The organism is Halosimplex salinum (assembly GCF_003730195.1).
Classification (GTDB): Archaea; Halobacteriota; Halobacteria; order Halobacteriales; family Haloarculaceae; genus Halosimplex; species Halosimplex salinum.
On record NZ_QWGG01000008.1, the window covers coordinates 1 to 16,127 of the forward strand.

The 16,127-nt window shown below is 65.8% G+C and carries 20 protein-coding genes and 1 pseudogene; 13 read left to right on the forward strand and 8 right to left on the reverse strand.

The genetic code is table 11. The annotated features are described in order from the left end of the window. On the forward strand, window positions 1-1,813 hold a 1,813-nt coding region (locus D1409_RS17875; RefSeq protein WP_164471768.1), incomplete at its 5' end, for a family 78 glycoside hydrolase catalytic domain. 134 nt (window positions 1,814-1,947) lie between these two features. On the opposite strand, the gene D1409_RS17880 is transcribed toward D1409_RS17875, so the two are convergent. Further along, on the reverse strand, window positions 1,948-2,196 hold the full coding sequence (locus D1409_RS17880; protein WP_123538361.1) for a DUF7861 family protein: 249 nt from the start codon (window positions 2,194-2,196) through the stop codon (window positions 1,948-1,950). Window positions 2,197-2,267: 71 nt separating this feature from the next. After that, the gene (locus tag D1409_RS17885; RefSeq protein WP_123538362.1) at window positions 2,268-2,840 is read right to left on the reverse strand and encodes a YbhB/YbcL family Raf kinase inhibitor-like protein; all 573 of its coding nucleotides are present in this window, start codon (window positions 2,838-2,840) and stop codon (window positions 2,268-2,270) included. A 99-nt stretch (window positions 2,841-2,939) separates the two neighbouring features. Here D1409_RS17885 and D1409_RS17890 point away from each other — a divergent pair, with 99 nt between their 5' ends. The 3 genes from D1409_RS17890 (at window position 2,940) to D1409_RS17900 (ending at window position 5,170) form a co-directional block, all read left to right on the forward strand. Further along, window positions 2,940-3,464: a hypothetical protein gene (locus D1409_RS17890; RefSeq protein WP_123538363.1), complete on the forward strand. Its 525-nt coding sequence runs from the start codon at window positions 2,940-2,942 to the stop codon at window positions 3,462-3,464. Between the two features lie 351 nt (window positions 3,465-3,815). Further along, a complete protein-coding gene (locus D1409_RS17895) occupies window positions 3,816-4,655 on the forward strand; it encodes a ParA family protein (protein ID WP_123538364.1) in 840 nt (279 codons plus the stop codon). Then, the gene (locus tag D1409_RS17900) at window positions 4,652-5,170 is read left to right on the forward strand and encodes a hypothetical protein (RefSeq protein WP_123538365.1); all 519 of its coding nucleotides are present in this window, start codon (window positions 4,652-4,654) and stop codon (window positions 5,168-5,170) included. The genes D1409_RS17895 and D1409_RS17900 overlap by 4 nt, the downstream gene beginning before the upstream one ends. Window positions 5,171-5,233: 63 nt before the next feature. Here D1409_RS17900 and D1409_RS17905 read toward each other — a convergent pair whose 3' ends face one another. Next, window positions 5,234-6,178 carry a hypothetical protein gene (locus tag D1409_RS17905; RefSeq protein WP_123538366.1) on the reverse strand — a complete coding sequence of 315 codons (945 nt, stop codon included), beginning with the start codon at window positions 6,176-6,178 and terminating at the stop codon, window positions 5,234-5,236. Window positions 6,179-6,254: 76 nt separating this feature from the next. Here D1409_RS17905 and D1409_RS17910 point away from each other — a divergent pair, with 76 nt between their 5' ends. The 3 genes from D1409_RS17910 (at window position 6,255) to D1409_RS17920 (ending at window position 7,647) form a co-directional block, all read left to right on the forward strand. Then, a complete protein-coding gene (locus D1409_RS17910; RefSeq protein WP_123538367.1) occupies window positions 6,255-6,950 on the forward strand; it encodes a hypothetical protein in 696 nt (231 codons plus the stop codon). Window positions 6,951-7,015: 65 nt separating this feature from the next. Then, window positions 7,016-7,258 carry a hypothetical protein gene (locus tag D1409_RS17915; RefSeq protein WP_123538368.1) on the forward strand — a complete coding sequence of 81 codons (243 nt, stop codon included), beginning with the start codon at window positions 7,016-7,018 and terminating at the stop codon, window positions 7,256-7,258. Further along, window positions 7,255-7,647, forward strand: coding sequence for a PIN domain-containing protein (locus D1409_RS17920; protein ID WP_123538369.1), 393 nt, complete (start codon window positions 7,255-7,257; stop codon window positions 7,645-7,647). The genes D1409_RS17915 and D1409_RS17920 overlap by 4 nt, the downstream gene beginning before the upstream one ends. A gap of 18 nt (window positions 7,648-7,665) precedes the next feature. On the opposite strand, the gene D1409_RS17925 is transcribed toward D1409_RS17920, so the two are convergent. Next, window positions 7,666-8,007, reverse strand: a complete 342-nt coding sequence (locus D1409_RS17925; protein WP_123538370.1) for an amphi-Trp domain-containing protein — start codon at window positions 8,005-8,007, stop codon at window positions 7,666-7,668. 2 nt (window positions 8,008-8,009) lie between these two features. Beyond that, window positions 8,010-8,189 (reverse strand): hypothetical protein, encoded by a 180-nt coding sequence (locus D1409_RS17930; RefSeq protein WP_123538371.1) that lies wholly within the window; start codon window positions 8,187-8,189, stop codon window positions 8,010-8,012. Window positions 8,190-8,398: 209 nt separating this feature from the next. On the opposite strand from D1409_RS17930, the gene D1409_RS17935 reads away from it, so the two are divergent. From D1409_RS17935 to D1409_RS17945, 3 genes are all read left to right on the forward strand, one after another. Continuing rightward, window positions 8,399-9,817, forward strand: coding sequence for a bifunctional metallophosphatase/5'-nucleotidase (locus tag D1409_RS17935; RefSeq protein WP_123538372.1), 1,419 nt, complete (start codon window positions 8,399-8,401; stop codon window positions 9,815-9,817). A gap of 476 nt (window positions 9,818-10,293) precedes the next feature. Further along, window positions 10,294-10,512, forward strand: a complete 219-nt coding sequence (locus tag D1409_RS17940) for a hypothetical protein (RefSeq protein ID WP_123538373.1) — start codon at window positions 10,294-10,296, stop codon at window positions 10,510-10,512. Between the two features lie 173 nt (window positions 10,513-10,685). Next, window positions 10,686-10,925, forward strand: a complete 240-nt coding sequence (locus tag D1409_RS17945) for a HalOD1 output domain-containing protein (RefSeq protein WP_164471769.1) — start codon at window positions 10,686-10,688, stop codon at window positions 10,923-10,925. A gap of 4 nt (window positions 10,926-10,929) precedes the next feature. Here D1409_RS17945 and D1409_RS17950 read toward each other — a convergent pair. Then, a pseudogene (locus tag D1409_RS17950) lies at window positions 10,930-11,124 on the reverse strand (thioredoxin reductase); the annotation flags it as partial. Between the two features lie 283 nt (window positions 11,125-11,407). Here D1409_RS17950 and D1409_RS17955 point away from each other — a divergent pair. Next, window positions 11,408-12,223 (forward strand): alpha/beta fold hydrolase, encoded by an 816-nt coding sequence (locus tag D1409_RS17955; RefSeq protein WP_123538375.1) that lies wholly within the window; start codon window positions 11,408-11,410, stop codon window positions 12,221-12,223. A gap of 146 nt (window positions 12,224-12,369) precedes the next feature. Here D1409_RS17955 and D1409_RS17960 read toward each other — a convergent pair whose 3' ends face one another. Then, entirely contained in the window at window positions 12,370-12,747 is a 378-nt protein-coding gene (locus tag D1409_RS17960; protein ID WP_123538376.1) for a DUF7475 family protein, read from the reverse strand. 173 nt (window positions 12,748-12,920) lie between these two features. Here D1409_RS17960 and D1409_RS17965 point away from each other — a divergent pair, with 173 nt between their 5' ends. Both D1409_RS17965 and D1409_RS17970 read left to right on the forward strand, forming a co-directional pair. Next, window positions 12,921-13,400, forward strand: coding sequence for a halocyanin domain-containing protein (locus D1409_RS17965; protein WP_123538377.1), 480 nt, complete (start codon window positions 12,921-12,923; stop codon window positions 13,398-13,400). Between the two features lie 384 nt (window positions 13,401-13,784). Then, the gene (locus tag D1409_RS17970) at window positions 13,785-15,179 is read left to right on the forward strand and encodes an ATP-binding protein (protein WP_123538378.1); all 1,395 of its coding nucleotides are present in this window, start codon (window positions 13,785-13,787) and stop codon (window positions 15,177-15,179) included. Between the two features lie 114 nt (window positions 15,180-15,293). Here D1409_RS17970 and D1409_RS17975 read toward each other — a convergent pair whose 3' ends face one another. After that, window positions 15,294-16,100 (reverse strand): FAD-binding protein, encoded by an 807-nt coding sequence (locus D1409_RS17975; RefSeq protein ID WP_123538379.1) that lies wholly within the window; start codon window positions 16,098-16,100, stop codon window positions 15,294-15,296. Window positions 16,101-16,127 lie beyond the last annotated feature (27 nt).

A 16,127-nucleotide genomic window follows, 5' to 3' on the forward strand; every position in this document is an offset into this window, starting at 1 on the left:
CTCGGCCGAGTTCGACGCCGGGGACTGGGATTCGGCGACGGTCGTCGACGGCCCCGGTGGCGCGCTCGAACCGGGGCGGATCGAACCGATGGGCGTCGTCGACACGTTCGACGCCGAGGTCGTCCGCGACGCCGAGGACGGACCGATCCTCGACTTCGGACAGAACCTCACCGGCTGGCTCGAACTCGAGGTCGAGGGGGCCGAACGAGGCGACGAGATCACCCTCCGCCACGCCGAGGCGCTGACCGACGCGGGGGAACTCTCGACGACGGACCTGCGGAGCGCGGACGCGACCGACACGTACGTCGCCCGCGGCGACGGGACCGAGACGTACGAACCGAGATTCACGTATCACGGGTTCCGGTACGCGCAGGTCTCGGGCTACCCCGGCGACCTCGACCCGGCGGACGTGACGGCGAAGGCGGTCCACACCGCGATGGACCGACGCGGGACCTTCGACTGCTCGAATCCCGACCTCGCGCAGGTACAGCACAACGCGGTCTGGGGGCTCCGCGGGAACACCCACTCGATCCCCGAGGACTGCCCCCAGCGCGACGAGCGATTCGGCTGGACCGGCGACGCCCAGATATCGACGCGCGCGCTGCTGTTCAACTTCGCCGCGGTCCGCTTCGACGAGAAGTGGGCCCGCGACCACGACGACGCCGCCTCGGCGATGGGCTACGTCCCCGACGTGATCCCGGACAAGGCCGCCGAGGAGCCCGCGGACCCGACGTGGTCGGTGACGCGAGTGATGGTCCCGTGGTACTGCTACCGCCACGACGGTGACGTGCGAATCCTCCGGGAGCAGTACGAGGGGATGCGCTCGTACGTGGACTACTGGCTCTCGGTCGCCGACGACGGGGTCCTCGGCGACGACTACGGGAAGTACGGTGACTGGCTCGCCTTCGAGAACACGGACGGCCGCCGCGGCCTCCCCCACGACCTCTACAACACCGCCTTCCTCTACCAGGTCACCGAGACGTTCGCGAAGGTAGCGGCGGTCCTCGGCAACGAGGCCGACGCCGAGCAGTACCGCGAGCACGCGGAGGCCGTTGCGACGGCGTTCACCGACCGCTTCTTCGACGCGAGCGAGGGCGCGTACGGCCCGGGAACGCAGTCCTCCTACGCGGTCCCGCTGTTCTTCGGACTGGTTCCCGACGCCGAGGTCGACCGCGTCGCCGCGAACCTCGCCGAGAAGGTCCGCTCGGACGGCGACAAACTTCGGACCGGGTTCCTCGGGACCCGCCCGCTGATCCACACGCTCGCCGATCACGGCTACCCCGAACTGGCCTACGAGGTCGTCAGCCAGCCGGAGCGACCGGGCTGGGTGTACATGGCGCGCGAGGGGGCGACGACCATGTGGGAGCGCTGGGACTCGGACGACAGCGTCGGCTCGGGGATGAACTCCCTCAACCACTCGCCGTTCACGCACGTCTCGGAGTTCTTCTACGAGGTGCTGGCGGGGATCCGCATCGGCGACCGACCGGTGACCGAACACGTCACCGTCGCGCCCGCTCTCGTCGCCGACCTCGACTGGGTCGAGGCGAGCGTCGACACGCCGAACGGCTCGGTCGAGAGCGCGTGGGAGCGGACCGACGACGGCTACGACTTCTCCGTGTCGGTCCCGTGGAACGCGACGGCGACGGTCCGACTCGCGGACGCCGCCGACGCCGCCGTCGCTGAGTCCGTCACCACCCTGACCGACGACGGCGACGAGTTGCCCGACGGGGTCGAATCGGTGACGGTCGACGGCGACGCGCTCGCGGTCGAAGTCGGGGCGGGGGACTACGAGTTCTCGGTCGTTCGGGAGTAGCCGGGCGTTCGCCGCGGGCGGCGGCAGTCGGAGACGCGGCCCGGCCGACCGCGGAGTTCAACTCGCTCGCGCCCTTTGACATCGGAGCGTCCTGAACAGTTCGGTGGGGGCGGACCGCACGGCCGTCGCTCGGGTCAGTCACCGCCGCGTTTCCGGTACCAGACTCGCTCGCCGACCGGCGACTCCCCTTTGTCGATCGGGAGTCGACGCACGAACAGGTCGCGGACGGCGAGGGTGACCGTGAGCGACACTGTTTCGTCCGCTGCTGTCCGCACCGTGACGACGCAGTGGCCGTCCCGTTCCTCGACGGCTTCGATAGTCCCGACTGACCAGCGGTCGACGTGATGACTCGGTTCTCGTGCGTGGATTCGGTCCTGATTCATGTGGGTCGGAGTCGGCAGACGGTTCCGCCTCGGTCGTTTCCGTGAGGGGATCATCGGGGTGGTCTCTCCCGTCAGTCGGTGTCCGTACCGTCCATCCGGGTGTACTCCACAGTGAATCGGTCGCTGGCGAACGTCGCGCCGACGATGGCTTCCGTGGCTGTATCGTGTGTCGCGCCGCCCTCGGTCGAGAGGGAGTCGCCGAGCGCGTACACCTGGAACCGGTACTCGGACGTCCCGCCCCGGGGCGGACAGGGCGGAGTGTAGCCGACCTCGCCGCCCTCTTCGCGTCCCTGTCGCGCCCCGCCGAGCGACGGGACGGTCTCCGTCCGCGGGACGGCGGCCGGGATCCGTTCGGTCTCGGGCGGGACGTTCCAGATCGACCAGCGGACCGGTTCGTCGAGCGGGCCGCCGTCGGTCTCGGCGGTCACCGCGAGCGCCTCGGTCGGCTCCGGGACCCGGCCGACCTCGAACGGCGGCGAAACCCCGTCGCCGTCGCAGGTGAAGCGGGCCGGGAGCGACTCGCCGGACTCGAACCCGGCCGACGTCTGGAACGCCGGCGTGGTCGTCTCGCGCTCGGCCGAGCAGCCGGCCAGACCACCCGTCGCGACCGCGCCGACCGATGTCAACAGCTCACGGCGTCGCATACCGCGGGTACGGCTATCGGCCACTTTCCCCCTTCGAAGTCGACTCGCTCCGCCGACCATCCACGGGATTTTACCCGGCCGAGCACTCACTCGCCCGCCATGGAGGAGTTCGTCGCCGACAACCTGTCGTCCTACGCCGAGACGCAGGGCGTCCTTCCCGAGCGCCTCGAGTCGTTCGGCGAGACGTATCGCGAGCAGGGCTACCTGACCCGCGACCAGCTCTACGACGTCGCCTACGAGTCCTCGACACGGAGCGCCTATCACGTGGAGTCCAATCCCGAACCCCGCTGTCGCGAGGTGACGGCGAACGTCCTGCGCGTCGAGGGGGACTTCTCGAAGATCCAGCTACTCACCGGGCTGAGTGGGTTCAAGGCACCGACGGCCTCGTGCGTGCTCGCGGCGCTCGACGGCGACCGACACGCCGTGGTCGACACGCGGGTCTGGGCGTCGCTGGAGCGGACGGGGTACCTCGACGGCCGGAAGGAGAGTTTCGACGCCGCAGACTACGTCGAGATGATCGAACCGATCCGCGAGATCGCGGACGAGACGGGGTACACGCCGGTCGAGGTCGGCTACGCCCTGTTCGCCCACGACGACCGGGTCCGGGAGGGGTCCCTCCACTGAGCGGCGTCTCGGGAGCGACCCCGACTCGACCGAACTCACTTCCTGTCCCGCTCGACTGACCTGTCCGGCTGTCCCGCTCGACTGATCTGTCTAACTACCTTGTCCGGCTGACCTGTCTGGCTATACGAGTCGGCTGTACGGGTCGACTGCGTAACTCGACTGACCTGTCTGGCTATTCGTGGTAGCTGGGCTGGGTAGTTATTCCGATCAGCTGGCTGACTCAGCTATCTCGATTAGCTAAGCCAGCCAGCTAATCCACTCAGCTAAGCTACTTAGCTGGGTTCGTCAGCTACGTCAGTCAGCTACCTCGTCTGACTGAGTTTTATGACTGAGTAGCTCAACTGGGTGGGTATGCTGGCTTACACGGTGTACTCCGAAGCGGGGGGCGTCGGGAAGACGACGCTCGCCGCGAACCTGGCGAAAGCGGAGGTTCGGGCGGGCAGAGACGTGCTCGTCGTCGATCTCGACACGCAGGAGGCGTCGCTCTCGCACCTCCTCGACGTGGCCGAGGACCGCGACGACGAGCAGGCCGACAGCCTCCTCCGGCACATGATCGATCGCCCGCGCGACGACTTCGCGAACCTGATCAAGACGAGCGAGGGGATCGACATCGTCCCCTCGCACAACATCCTCGAGTACGCGTCGAAACACCTGCGTCGACGCGAAGAGGAGGCCGCGGACTTCGGGGAGTCGTGGAACCCGAACAAGCAACTGCTGCGCGTCCTCCGGGAGGCCGGGGTCCACGAGCAGTACGACACGCTCATCATCGACCCGCCGGCGACCGCCGACATCAAACTCCACAACGCGATCCACGCGACGCGCCACCTCGTCATCCCGTTCGAACCCAGCGGGAAGGGGTACGAGTCGGTCCAGGGCCTCGACCAGCTGGTCGGCGGGCTCGAAGACCAGCTCGGCATCGAAGTGGGCGTCCTCGCGGTCGTCCCGAACCGGTACAAGGGGATGAACGACCAGGACCGCTTCCTCCGGGAGCTCTCGAACGACGGCTGGCAGATCCCGACTCGACTGCGCGAACGCTCGTCCCTGCTCGAGGGCTGCTGGGCCGAACAATGTACCGCATTTCGCTATATCGACGAGTATCGCGACCGCGAGCGCGACCACGAGATGGAGACCCTGGAGAAGATCGAGGCGCTCGCCGAACGCGTCCGCGAGACCCAGGCGGTGGAAGCATGAAGCAGGGATCGGCGGACGACCCCTTCGCCGAGGAGCCCGCGGAGAGCGGCGACGACGGCGACGATGATTCGACGGTCGTGGAGTCCGTCGACCCCGACCCCGACCCCGACACCGGTACCGGGGCCGTCCTCGAATCGGAGCCGACGGCGGAACCGACGGACGGGCACGAGTCGCCGTCGAGTTCGTCGGGGATCGGATCCGAGCGCCGGGACACTGGGTCGACTGGCACCTCGTCGCTCGATGACCGGCGCTCGTCCGGCGGCGAGTCGACACAGCGCCAGTCGCTCCCCTACATCCACGCCAGAGACGGCGTCAAGGACGGGCGCACCCAGCGGCCCGTGTTCCTCCGGGACCACGTCGAGACGGGGATCGACGACCTCGTCGCCGAGATGGAGGCGGAACTCGGCGAGGACGTCTACAAGACCGACGTGACCGAGGCCGCGATGGCCGTGGCCCAGGAGAACCCCGGACTCGTCCTCGCGAAACTCGAGGAGTGGGGCTACGGCTGGACGTAGGCGCGACCGCACCGCTCGTCGACCGCACCGGAGTCTGCCCGGTCCGTATCAATACCCGGTTCGTCACTCCTCGCCGGCGTCGGCGCCCGTCGCGGGCGCCAGCGAACCGTGTTCTTCTTCGACGGCGTCGATCGGGACCCCCAGCGTCGTCCGGTCGCTCCCGGCGAACAGCAGGTTCGTGGCGCGGAACCCGTCCTCGCCGTCGATCCCGATCAGGCTGCCGCTGTCGCCGGCGGCGCTCATCGGCCCGAACACGTCGATCCCCTCGAACACCGTCGGCTCGTCGTGGTACCCGCGGACCTTGATGCGGGCGTCCCGACCGCGCAGGTCGCCGGTCGTCACGCCGGTCGTCCGACCGCTCTTCGTGAACGTCGCGTCCATCTCGACCTCGGTGAACCCGGCGAACTCGCCGATCCCCAGCACGGTGTCCGTGAACCGCTCGGGATCGACCGCGACGATGGCGCTGTCGGTCGTGTTCGGCTCGTCGGGACTGATATCGCTCCCCTCGACGAGCGTCCCGATCGCGTCGTCCTCCGTCCCGCCGTCGGCGGGACCCGGCTGGAGGACGTCGTCCCCCGGTTCCGCGACGTCGATCGGGGCCGCGACGTGAGCGTTGGTCAGCACGACCGTCGCTCCGTCCTCGGCCTCCAGCGGTGGGCTCCCGAGCGTTCCCGCGGTGATCTCGGGGTGGCCGAACGAGACGCCGGCGGGCGCCGGCCGCCACCGCCGTTCGCGGTCGGGCCGTTCGGCGGGCTCGGTCGCCGCCGCCTGGAACCGAACGTCCCCGACCTCCTGGACGTCCGTCTTGACGGTCTCGTGGTCGAACTCGATCTCGGCCGGGATCCTGTCCGACTCGCCGAGCTGCGCCTCCGGCAGTTTCCGCGAGACGAGGACGATGAGGACCTCCTCGTCGGTGGGCTGGTCGCCGACGCGCTTCGGGCCGATGCACGTCCCGACCACGTTCGCACGTGATTCGAGGTCGTCGCGGACCGCATCAGGGATCTCCATACCTGTCGAATATGTGTCCTGTAAGATAACCGTTCCGGCCGACAGTATTACACCGTCACCGACACGACTGCGTTACATGTCAGGTGGAGATACGAACGGCCCGAGCGTGGATGCCCTCCGGATCGCCCGGGAGGAGGCGCGGACGACGCTGGACGCGCAGCTCTCGACGCTGGACGACATCGACGCGAAGGCGCTGTCCGTGTTCCGGCTGAACGTCGGTATCGTCGGCGTCCTGCTGTCGGCGCTGTCGTTCGCCGCCGCGAGCGACGCGGCCGCGGTCTCGCTCGTGCTCAATCCGGCCGTCGGGATCGGCGTCTGCCTGTTCGTGCTGTCGGCGGCCGCGGCGGGACTGACCTACGCGACCGCCGGGCAGCGCGTCGGCGCCGACCCCGTCGGACTGGAGGACGCGGCCGACCTCTCCGAGACGGAGGCGCTCGCGTGGCTCGTCGACAGCTACGCCGACTGGATCCGCCACAACCAGCGGACCAACCTCCGGAAGGCGTTCCTCGTGACCCTCTCTATCCTCGGGACCGTCGCCGGCACGCTCGGACTCGGCGTCGGCGTCGTCGCAGCGTTCACCGGGAACATTTACCTCCCGGCGGGCGTCGCCGTCGGCGCCGTCGTCCTCCTCGCCGCCATCGCCGACCTGCCCGGCCAGATCTACCGCATCGCCGAGAACACCGACACGGTCGGCGGCACCATCGCCATCGAGTCCGTCCGGACGGTCATGGCCGGCCAGCGCGCGTTCAAAGGCCGCGATAGTGAGGACTGACTGAACGACTGGGTCGACTTTCCGCCGGCGAAACGCTCTTGGGCCCGTATATCCGAATATACGACATGGTCAAAACCATCCGCGTCTCCGAGGAGTACCACGAGTGGCTGACCGCCCACAAGGACGAGGGTGAGACGATGGAGGAGGCGCTCCGTCGGATGACACGAGGTCCCTCCCCCGACGACGTCGCGGGCCTGCTGACGGACGCGGAGGCCGAGACGGCGAAAGCGGCGGTCGAGGACCTGCGCGGCCGCGACGAGGACAGACTCTCGGCGGCGAAGGAAGCCTTCGAAGGCGACGACGGATGATAATCGACTCGTCGTATCTCTTCGACCTGATGGCCGAAGACCCGGACGCGTTCGAGAAGGGAAGCGAACTGGTCGAACGAGGCGAGATGCAGTGGTTACCGACCCCGGTCGTCGCGGAGACGTACTACGGTGTCGCGACAGCCAGAAGCGACACGACCGAAGCCGAAGTCCGCAACCGACTCCTCGGGTATCCGCGGGTGGACGTCGACGAGGAAGTCGCGCGAACTGCGGGAACGCTGCAGGCGGAAGCAGCCGACCGCGGCCAGTCAGGCGGTATCAGCATGAACGACGCGTACATCGCCGCGATGGCAGAGATCCTCGACGACGCAGTGCTCACGGACAACGTTCGAGACTTCGAACTACTCGGTGTCGCGGTCGGAACGTACTGACACCCCGCCTCGCCCGACCTACTCGACGCGCGGCGCGGCCTCGTCGGTGCGGCCCGGGAGTTCGAGTTCGATCTCGAGTTCGGGTTCGCCGACGCCGTCGAAGTCGACCTCCAGTCCGACGGGTTCGCCGAACGCGAACGGGAGTTCCCACTCGTCGGTCGAGATGGTGAGTTCGTCGCCCGCCTGCAGTTGCTCGCCGAGGTCGACGAGGAAGCGACCCGCCTCCGCGGCGTCGAGTCGGTACTCCTCCTCGTACGCGCGGCCGTTCCTGATCGTGGTGCGCTCGTCCTCGTGGTCGGTCGTGTCGTCCTCGGGGTCCGTCGATTCGTCCTCGGTCGACGGCGCGTCCGCGTCGCTCATGGCTATCGGCGCACCTCCAGGGTCTCGTCGCTCGCGATCCATCCGTCCGTGTTCCCGGACTCGATGAAGACGGAGCGCCCGGGACAGCTCTCACAGGCCGAGATAGCCGGCCGGTCGTCGGCGGTCGGCTCCGGGCCCGCGTCGGAATCGGCGTCGGTGTGTGACTGCGTGCCGGTGGTCATCGCGTGGGTTTAGGCAAACCTAAAAGATAAAGGGCACGGTTCGGGCGGGCCAGCGGAGCGACGGACGATTGCATCCGGGCGGTCCAGCTGCAACTGGCGGCCGTCGAGCACTTGCTGACGTGCATCGGGTTGGCTCGAATGTAACGTCGGCTCGAACGCAACGCCGACCGCCGGAACGACTTTGACTCCGCCCGCCGACGGGTCCACGAATGGCCCTCCGCGTCCTCCACTACGCCGACGTCGAGGCCGCTTACGACGACCCCGAACGCGTCGGGCGACTCGCCGGCCTGATCGACGAGTTGCGCGACGACTCGACCGTCGTCACCGGCGGCGGCGACGACACCGGGCCGGGCGTCCTGTCGGTCGTGACCGAGGGGCGTCAGTCGCTCGACTTCTTCCGGAGCGTCGACCCGGACGCCGAGACGTTCGGCAACCACGACTTCGACCACGGGATCGACGCCTTGCTCTCGGTCGTCGCGGACTCCCCCCAGCCGTGGCTCTGCGCCAACGCGACGCGAGACGGCGACCCGTTCGCGGCCGCCCAGGGGGCGAGCCCGTGGACCGTCGTCGATGCGGGGGGACGTCGCGTCGGCCTCCTCGGGGTCGCCCATCCCGAGACGGCCGAGATCAACCCGAACGCCGCACCGGTCGAGTTTACGGATCCCGTCCCGGCAGCGAGAACGGCCGTCGAGGCGCTTCGAGGTGAGGGCGTCGACCGGACGGTCGTCGTCTCGCATCTCGGCGACGACACGGACCTGGCCCGGGCCGTCGACGCGGACCTGATCCTCGGCGGCCACGACCACGAGCGTCGGGTCGACCGCGTCGACGGCACGCTCGTCTGTCGCCCCGGGGGAACGGGCCGATACCTCCTCGAGGTCTCCTTCGAGGGCGACCGCCCGACCGCGACGCATCACGCGGTCGACGACACGTCGGTCGACAACGGGCCGGTCGCGACCGACGTCGCCGACGCGATCCGAGAGCGGATGGCGGCGACGGGACTCTCCGACGCGGTCGCGACCGCCGTCGATCCAGTACCTTGCGACATGCGCGCCTGCAAACGCGGCGAGAGCCGGATCGGGAACCTGATCACGGACGCACATCGGTGGAAAACGGGCGCCGACGTGGCAGTCAACTCCGGCGGCGGGTTCCGTCGCCGCCCGCCGCTCGCGGGCGAAGTGACGGCCTTCGATCTGGTCAGCGTCGCGCCGTACGCGGCCGATCTCTGCACCCTGCGGATCGACGGAGCGGCGCTGCTGGACACGCTCGGTGCCCTCGCGCTCGACTCGGCCCCGGACGACCTCCCGCGCTGGCACTTCGGTCACGTGAGCGGCGCGAGCGTCGTCTGGGACGACGCGGCCGACGAACTCCGGGCGGCACGCGTCGACGGCGACCCCGTCGACCGGAACGCGACCTACGAGGTCGCGACCACGCGCTTCTTCGTCGACAGCGACGCGCTCTTCCCGTCGCTCGACCCCGCGAACGTCGTCGAGCGCCACGGCCCGCAGTACGAGGCGGTCGTCGAGTACGTCCGTGACTGTGGCCTCGACCCGGAACTCGGCGACCGGATCCGCCGGCCCACGCTCGACCCGGCGGCCGTCCGGGATCGGGACTGGCCACACAGCCCGTGAGCTAGCTGGACGTCGAAACGACTCCCGGTATCTGCGACCACCTCTCACGGAGAGTGAGGGCGAACCGAGCGTGAGGGGGGTGTGCAAATCGGCGACTCCGAAACAGGAGTACCTCGGGCGTCGGAGGCCGTACGTACGGACAATCACTCCGAACTGGGGAAGGGTCGGTCACCGCGAAGTACCACGACCTGCCGGAAGGGATCTGGTTACTGATCGCCGCTGATCCGGGGCCTAATCCTTTAGCCGTGCTGGCTATAGAGACTACCGCTCTCGTATCGGACGATGACGTTCAACAGAGTTCCGGAGGTCCCGGCCGCGGAGCCACGTCGAGAGCAGTCACGAGGTAGCGGTCACAGGTCGACGTGCCTCCGCCGCTGCGTTTCGTGCGACACCTCCGTCGGCGAGGAGACGAGTTCCTGGTCGAACTGTGATAACCTTGCCGAGACCGTCCCCACGGAACACGGTCTCGGACTCCAATGAGCCAGTCCACTCCACCTCGGGAGGAGCCGATCCTCGCTCGCCTCGAGCGCCAGGAGATGGAAATCGAGCGTCTGAAGAACACGCTCAAAGGGGTCGCCAGAGAAGTCGGGAATCTGTCGATCAGTGGTCGGTGTGAACGGTGTCGTCGGTCGTATCTGCTGGTCAGAGACGGGTACATCTACTGCCCGAAGTGCAAGAACGGCCACCCGCTCTAGCGGTCGAGAACGCCGAATCCCGCGACTGGACGGACCGACCGGAGTAATAGGCGGTGTCCCGGACGACAGTGTGAGTACCCCCAGTAATCCGTTCGTAACGATGTTCACGACTGAAGGTAACTGGACGGGTCGGGCGCTGTATGGAACAGCCCCCAGGTGAGACGACTTTGACCGTGGTCGAGACAGTTTCTGACGTATTGGGGGGAGAGTACCACGAGTTGCCGCCTCTCTCGGAATCGATCGACCTCGATGTCCTGGAAGCGGCCGTCACGACCGATTCGCCGCCGGACGTGACGGTGCTGTTCACGGACGCGGGTCTGCATGTCACCGTGTCTTCGACGGAAACTGTCTACGCGCGGCCGATCGAGCCCGGAAGCGACGTCTCTGTGGAGACGACTCGTATCGAGGGGTGACCCCTCACTCGGCGTCGTCTCGGAGACTCGGATGCGTCTCCTGCTCGTCGGGATGGGGCTCCGCGAAGTACTCGGACATGGCGTCGAGCGACGCGGCTTCCCGCCGTTCGCGCTCGGTCGCGTCGATCTCTTCACAGCCGGGCGGGACCTCGCGGTCCCGGTCGGAGAAGTACCCTTCCGACGCGACCCAGTCGTGGTAGGAGAGGAGAGATCTATCAACACGAAGCCACCTGCTGTATTTATTTCGTCTTTGGCAGGGATGAATGGCGTATTCGATAGAGCCTGCGTATTGACCGCTGGCCACCTTGTCGAAAATCGGCAGTGTTCTGCGTGTCGTGTTGTATGTATGACTCATATTTAGCATCCGATTGTCTGTTGTATGATACGAAAGTAACACGGTATCTGGTTTTCCGTGGTGAATGAGGCTCCGTCTTGGGTTCTTACGGCAACTTCATCTCGCGTAGTGCTGTATTGGTTGGTAGATGCCCACAGTTCAGACAGGCGAGATTGACACCTACTACGAGGTGAGCGGGAATGGCCCGCCTATCGTCTTCATACACGGCGCTCTATCCGATCACTCAGCAGCAGCACAACAGCTGGAGGCATTCAGCGACAGATACACCGCAATTGCATACGATCTCCGAGGCCACGGCAACACCACAAACCCCCAGCACGCACCGTATTCAATCGACCTGCTGGCAGAAGACCTCCACCGGTTCATCACTGAGATGGGACTTGAACGTCCGGTTCTCTGTGGAGTCTCGATGGGTGGGATGATCGCCCAAGTCTACGCAAGTCGCTATCCGGATCCACTCAGCGCCCTTGTGCTCGCCGACACCTTCTCCCCAGCGTTCCTCGGCCGGCGCGACCGCATCGAGCGATCCAGCCTGATGAATGCCATGGCTGGCCTCATTCGCCTTGTGGGATACAACCGTGCGAAGGGTCTCGTGTTGTGGTTCGGACGCAAACTGGAACGGAATCAGACCACAAGTCTCCGTCCCCACGCTTTCCCTGATATGGATACCACGGACGCCGTGAATGCCCTCAAGGCAGTCGCCGGCTTCCACACTACCGACATTGACCTTACCTCAATCACCGTCCCGACACTCATCCTCTACGGCGAACACGAAACCTCTATAATCAGCCGTCACGCTCCGACTCTATCCGCACAAATCCCCGACGCAACTATCCAAGAAGTCCCCGACGCAGGCCACGCATCCCCCTGGGATAATCCCGAGTTCTTCAACAGCACAATTCAAACGTTCATCTCCAGCCAGACACCACTCAAGACAGAATAGAACAACGCTTGTCTTGCTGGACACCACTCTAGAATTGGCTCGGCTCCGCTATCTGGAGATAGATTCGTGGGTGAAGGCCGTGTTGATATATACTATCTATATAACTTGGCCGGGTAGAGCTTTTCTTCACGGGGCATACAGCAATCTCACCGGTCAGGCTTCGTAGTTGTACGGAACAGTTGTAGAAGTACAAGAATGAGCACGACTTGAATCACTTTATCAAGGACACCGATCCAGAGCGGCCCGAGTGGCAGCAGAAGGTAGCCGACGATTTGTGCAAGAACGAACAGCACTCCGGCCGGATAAAGCCAGTGGCGGTACCGCGGCAGCGCGATCAGGACGCCGACCGCACCCAGGAAGCCCACACCGGCGAGCAAGAAGGGGAGCCAGTCTTCGGTCGTGAACAGGTACAGGTGGATCACGGCTGTCGCGAGGGCTAGGACTATCGCAGTCCAATCAAGGGTTCTGAGCGAAGCGATGCCGTACGACAGCGTGGAGCGTTGCTGTTGACCCTCGGTTGCCATGGTCCCTCCTCGGGCAGCGAACGACTTCGTTACTCAGGCGGTATTACCGGTAAGTCGAGCGTCGTCGCCGGCACTGGTAGGTCTCCTTATCAAGCCCGCCACCGAGCCGCTGTGGCCCCGCTCCCTGCGAGTAAGCGGATCATAGTAATCGGCGTCGAAGCCGCCGCTGTGGTATGGGAATCGACCGCCGAAAGTTTCTCCGGGCCACCGGCGGAACCGTCGCCGGCGGAGTGCTCGCTGGCTGCCCGGACGGAAACGGCACCGAGACCGACAGGGACAGACCGTATCTCGACGCAGAACCCAACTATCGCGGCTGGTTCGACAATGTGAGTAACTACGAGGGAACCCGCGATTATCGCGGGGAGTCGTCAGTGACTATTCAGGTCGGCGTCGAAGGCGGGATTGGATACTTCAAGTATGGACCGCCAGCAATAGCTGTCTCCGCAGGGACAGAAGTCGTCTGGGAGTGGACCGGCCGGGGTGGGGCCCATAACGTCGTGGCCGAGCAAGGTCGATTCGATAGCGGGGACCCGGTTGATGCCGACGACGAGACATTTACTCATACGTTCGACGATCCAGCGATCTATCGCTACTTATGCGAGCCTCATCTAAGTCAAAACATGCTCGGAGCAGTGTTCGTCGGGCTTGGCTAGTCAGGGTGAGGGAGACAACGGAGTCTACCGACCAGATAGCTTTCAAGGAGTATTACTGGAGCTATGCTCTGCATTCAGCACGAGATTGTTGACAACAGTTGGAGAGACAGCACTCTACAGCGGTAGGTCGATTACCTGTACTGACCGATACCTGCGCCACCTATATTGAGCGGGTCGAGGGAGCAAAGGATGGATACGAGACGCCTGTACGACGTCTTCTGTCGGTAGCGAGACTTCGTTGTGGTCAGCGGCTGTGAGGCGTGACCGTTTCTATGTTCACCGTACGACGACTGGAAAACCAGTTCCGATTAGCCAATTCTAGAATAGCCTATTCTGTATTTGGTTATTCGAGCGTTTTATTCGGTTGGGGCCCAGCGATAGCGTATGGAGCGATTCGTGGATCGGGAGGACGAACTCGGCCGGCTTCGGGACTGTTACGAGTCGGACGACGCCGATATGGTCGTGATATTCGGGCGTCGCCGTCTCGGGAAGACTGAACTCGTCCGAGAGTCGCTCGCGGACCGCGACGACGCGATTCTGTACCAGGCGACTGAAACGACCCGGCAGGTCCAACTGGACGCGTTCGAGGACGTGGCAGCGGAGTCGTTTCCCGGGATCGACCGGATCGAGAGCGAGTGGGAGTCGCTGCTCGGGTATCTCGCCGACCAGGATGCAGTCGTCGTGCTGGACGAATTCCCGTACCTGATCGACGCCGACGAGAGTCTCCCGTCGGTGATCCAGCGACTGTGGGACCAGGAGTTACGCGGAACCGGGGTGACACTCGTGCTCGTCGGGTCCTCTATCAGCATGATGGAAGAGGCGACGCTCCTCGGAAACAGCCCGCTGTACGGCCGGTTTTCCGAGAAGATCGATCTCCGCCAGCTCGATTTCGCCGCCGCGCGCACGTTCTTCCCCGAGAGCTACACCCCCGAGCAACTGTTCCTCGCGTGGGGTATCTTCGGTGGGACGCCGTACTATCTGGACGGCATCGACCTGGACGACGACCTCGGAACAGTCATTCAGGAGTCGCTGCTGTCACGGCAGGGGTTCCTGCACGACGAGCCGGAGTACGTGCTCCGAACCGAACTGACGGAGCCGAACCGGTACTTTGCTATCCTGAAGGCGATCGCGGCCGGGAACACGACGTCGAACGAGATCGCGCAGACGGTCGGGATAGACGGCAAGCAGATCTCGACGTACACGCAGAAACTAGAGCGACTGCGGCTGGTCGAACGTGAAGTCCCGGTCACGGAGGACGAGACGAAGTCACGCCGGGGTCGGTACCGGATTCTCGATCCGTTGTTCAGGTTCTGGTTCCGGTTCGTCTACGGGAACGAAGACCGCTACGAGCGACTGGGTGCCGACGCGTACGGGACGGTCATCGAACCCGAGCTGGCGGACTTCGTGAGCGGGGCGTTCGAAACGCGGTGTCAGGATATCCTGCCCGAACTGTATCCCGACACGACGTTCACCGATATCGGCCGCTGGTGGTACAACGAGCACGAGGTGGACGTCGTCGGACTCTCCGCAGATGGGACCATGGTGACGGGCGAATGCAAGTTCACGTCCGCGCCACTCGATTACAGCGCACTCGCCTCACTCGAAGCGCATACCGAGGAGATCCGGTGGTCCCCCGATGGGACGGACGTAGCGCACGAGTTCGCGCTGTTCGCCCGAAGCGGGTTCACGCAGTCTGTTCGTGACGCGGCCGCCGATCGCGACGACCTGCGACTGTTCGACCTCGAACAGATCGTCGAGCCGGCTCCCTCGAGAGCGTAGTTGCACCCGCCGCCCGGGCGGCGTTTCCGAGCGAGAGGCGTCCGAAACCGAGATCGACGGCACCGTGGAGCCAGCGTCATCGCAGAGACTGGCTCGAACTGACGTTCCGCCTTCTCACTCGCTCTCTTCGCGCAGACTCGGGTGGGTCTCCTGCTCGTCGGGATGGGGCTCGGCGAAGTACTCGGACATGGCGTCGAGCGATGCGGCTTCCCGCTGCTCGCGTTCGGCCGCGTCGATCTCTTCACAGCCGGGCGGGACCTCGCGGTCTCGGTCCGAGAAGTACCCTTCGGGCGCGACCCAGTCGTGGTAGAACCCCCGGTCGGCGTCCTCGAGCAGGGTGACCGCCACCTCGGCGCCGTGGCCGGCACAGACGATCGCCTGGTGGGGTTTCTCGGCGAGTCGGCCGGCCGCGTAGAGGCCGTCGACGCCCGTGCGCCCGCGCTCGTCCGTGTCGACGTACGACTTCCCGCGGTCGACGATCCCGACGCCCTCGATGCCGTCGAGGTAGTCCGTGATGTTCTTCGTCGCCGCGATCACGTACTGCGAACGGTACCGCTGGCCGTCGACCGTCTCGACGACGAAGCCGTGGCCGTCGGACTCGCTGGGCTCGTCAGTATCGCTGGTCTCGACGGTCTCGACCGTCGCAGTCTGTCGGTCGGCGCCGGCGGTCTCGGCCTGGTCGCCGAGCATCTCCAGCAGGAGTCTGGCGTTGACCCCCGCGGGGAACCCCGGGAAGTTCTCCAGGTGGGCGTTACGCCGCAGGATCGACTCGCCCGCGTCGAGCACGAGCGTCGACAGTCCGTCGCGAGCGGTGAACGTGCTCGCCGAGAGCCCGGCGACGCCGCCGCCGACGACCGCGACGTCGTACTCGTCGTCGGTTCGACTTTTCGTCTCGCGCTCCGCGTCGGGTCCGTTCGTCATGGTCGCCGGTTCACCGAACCCGTCAAT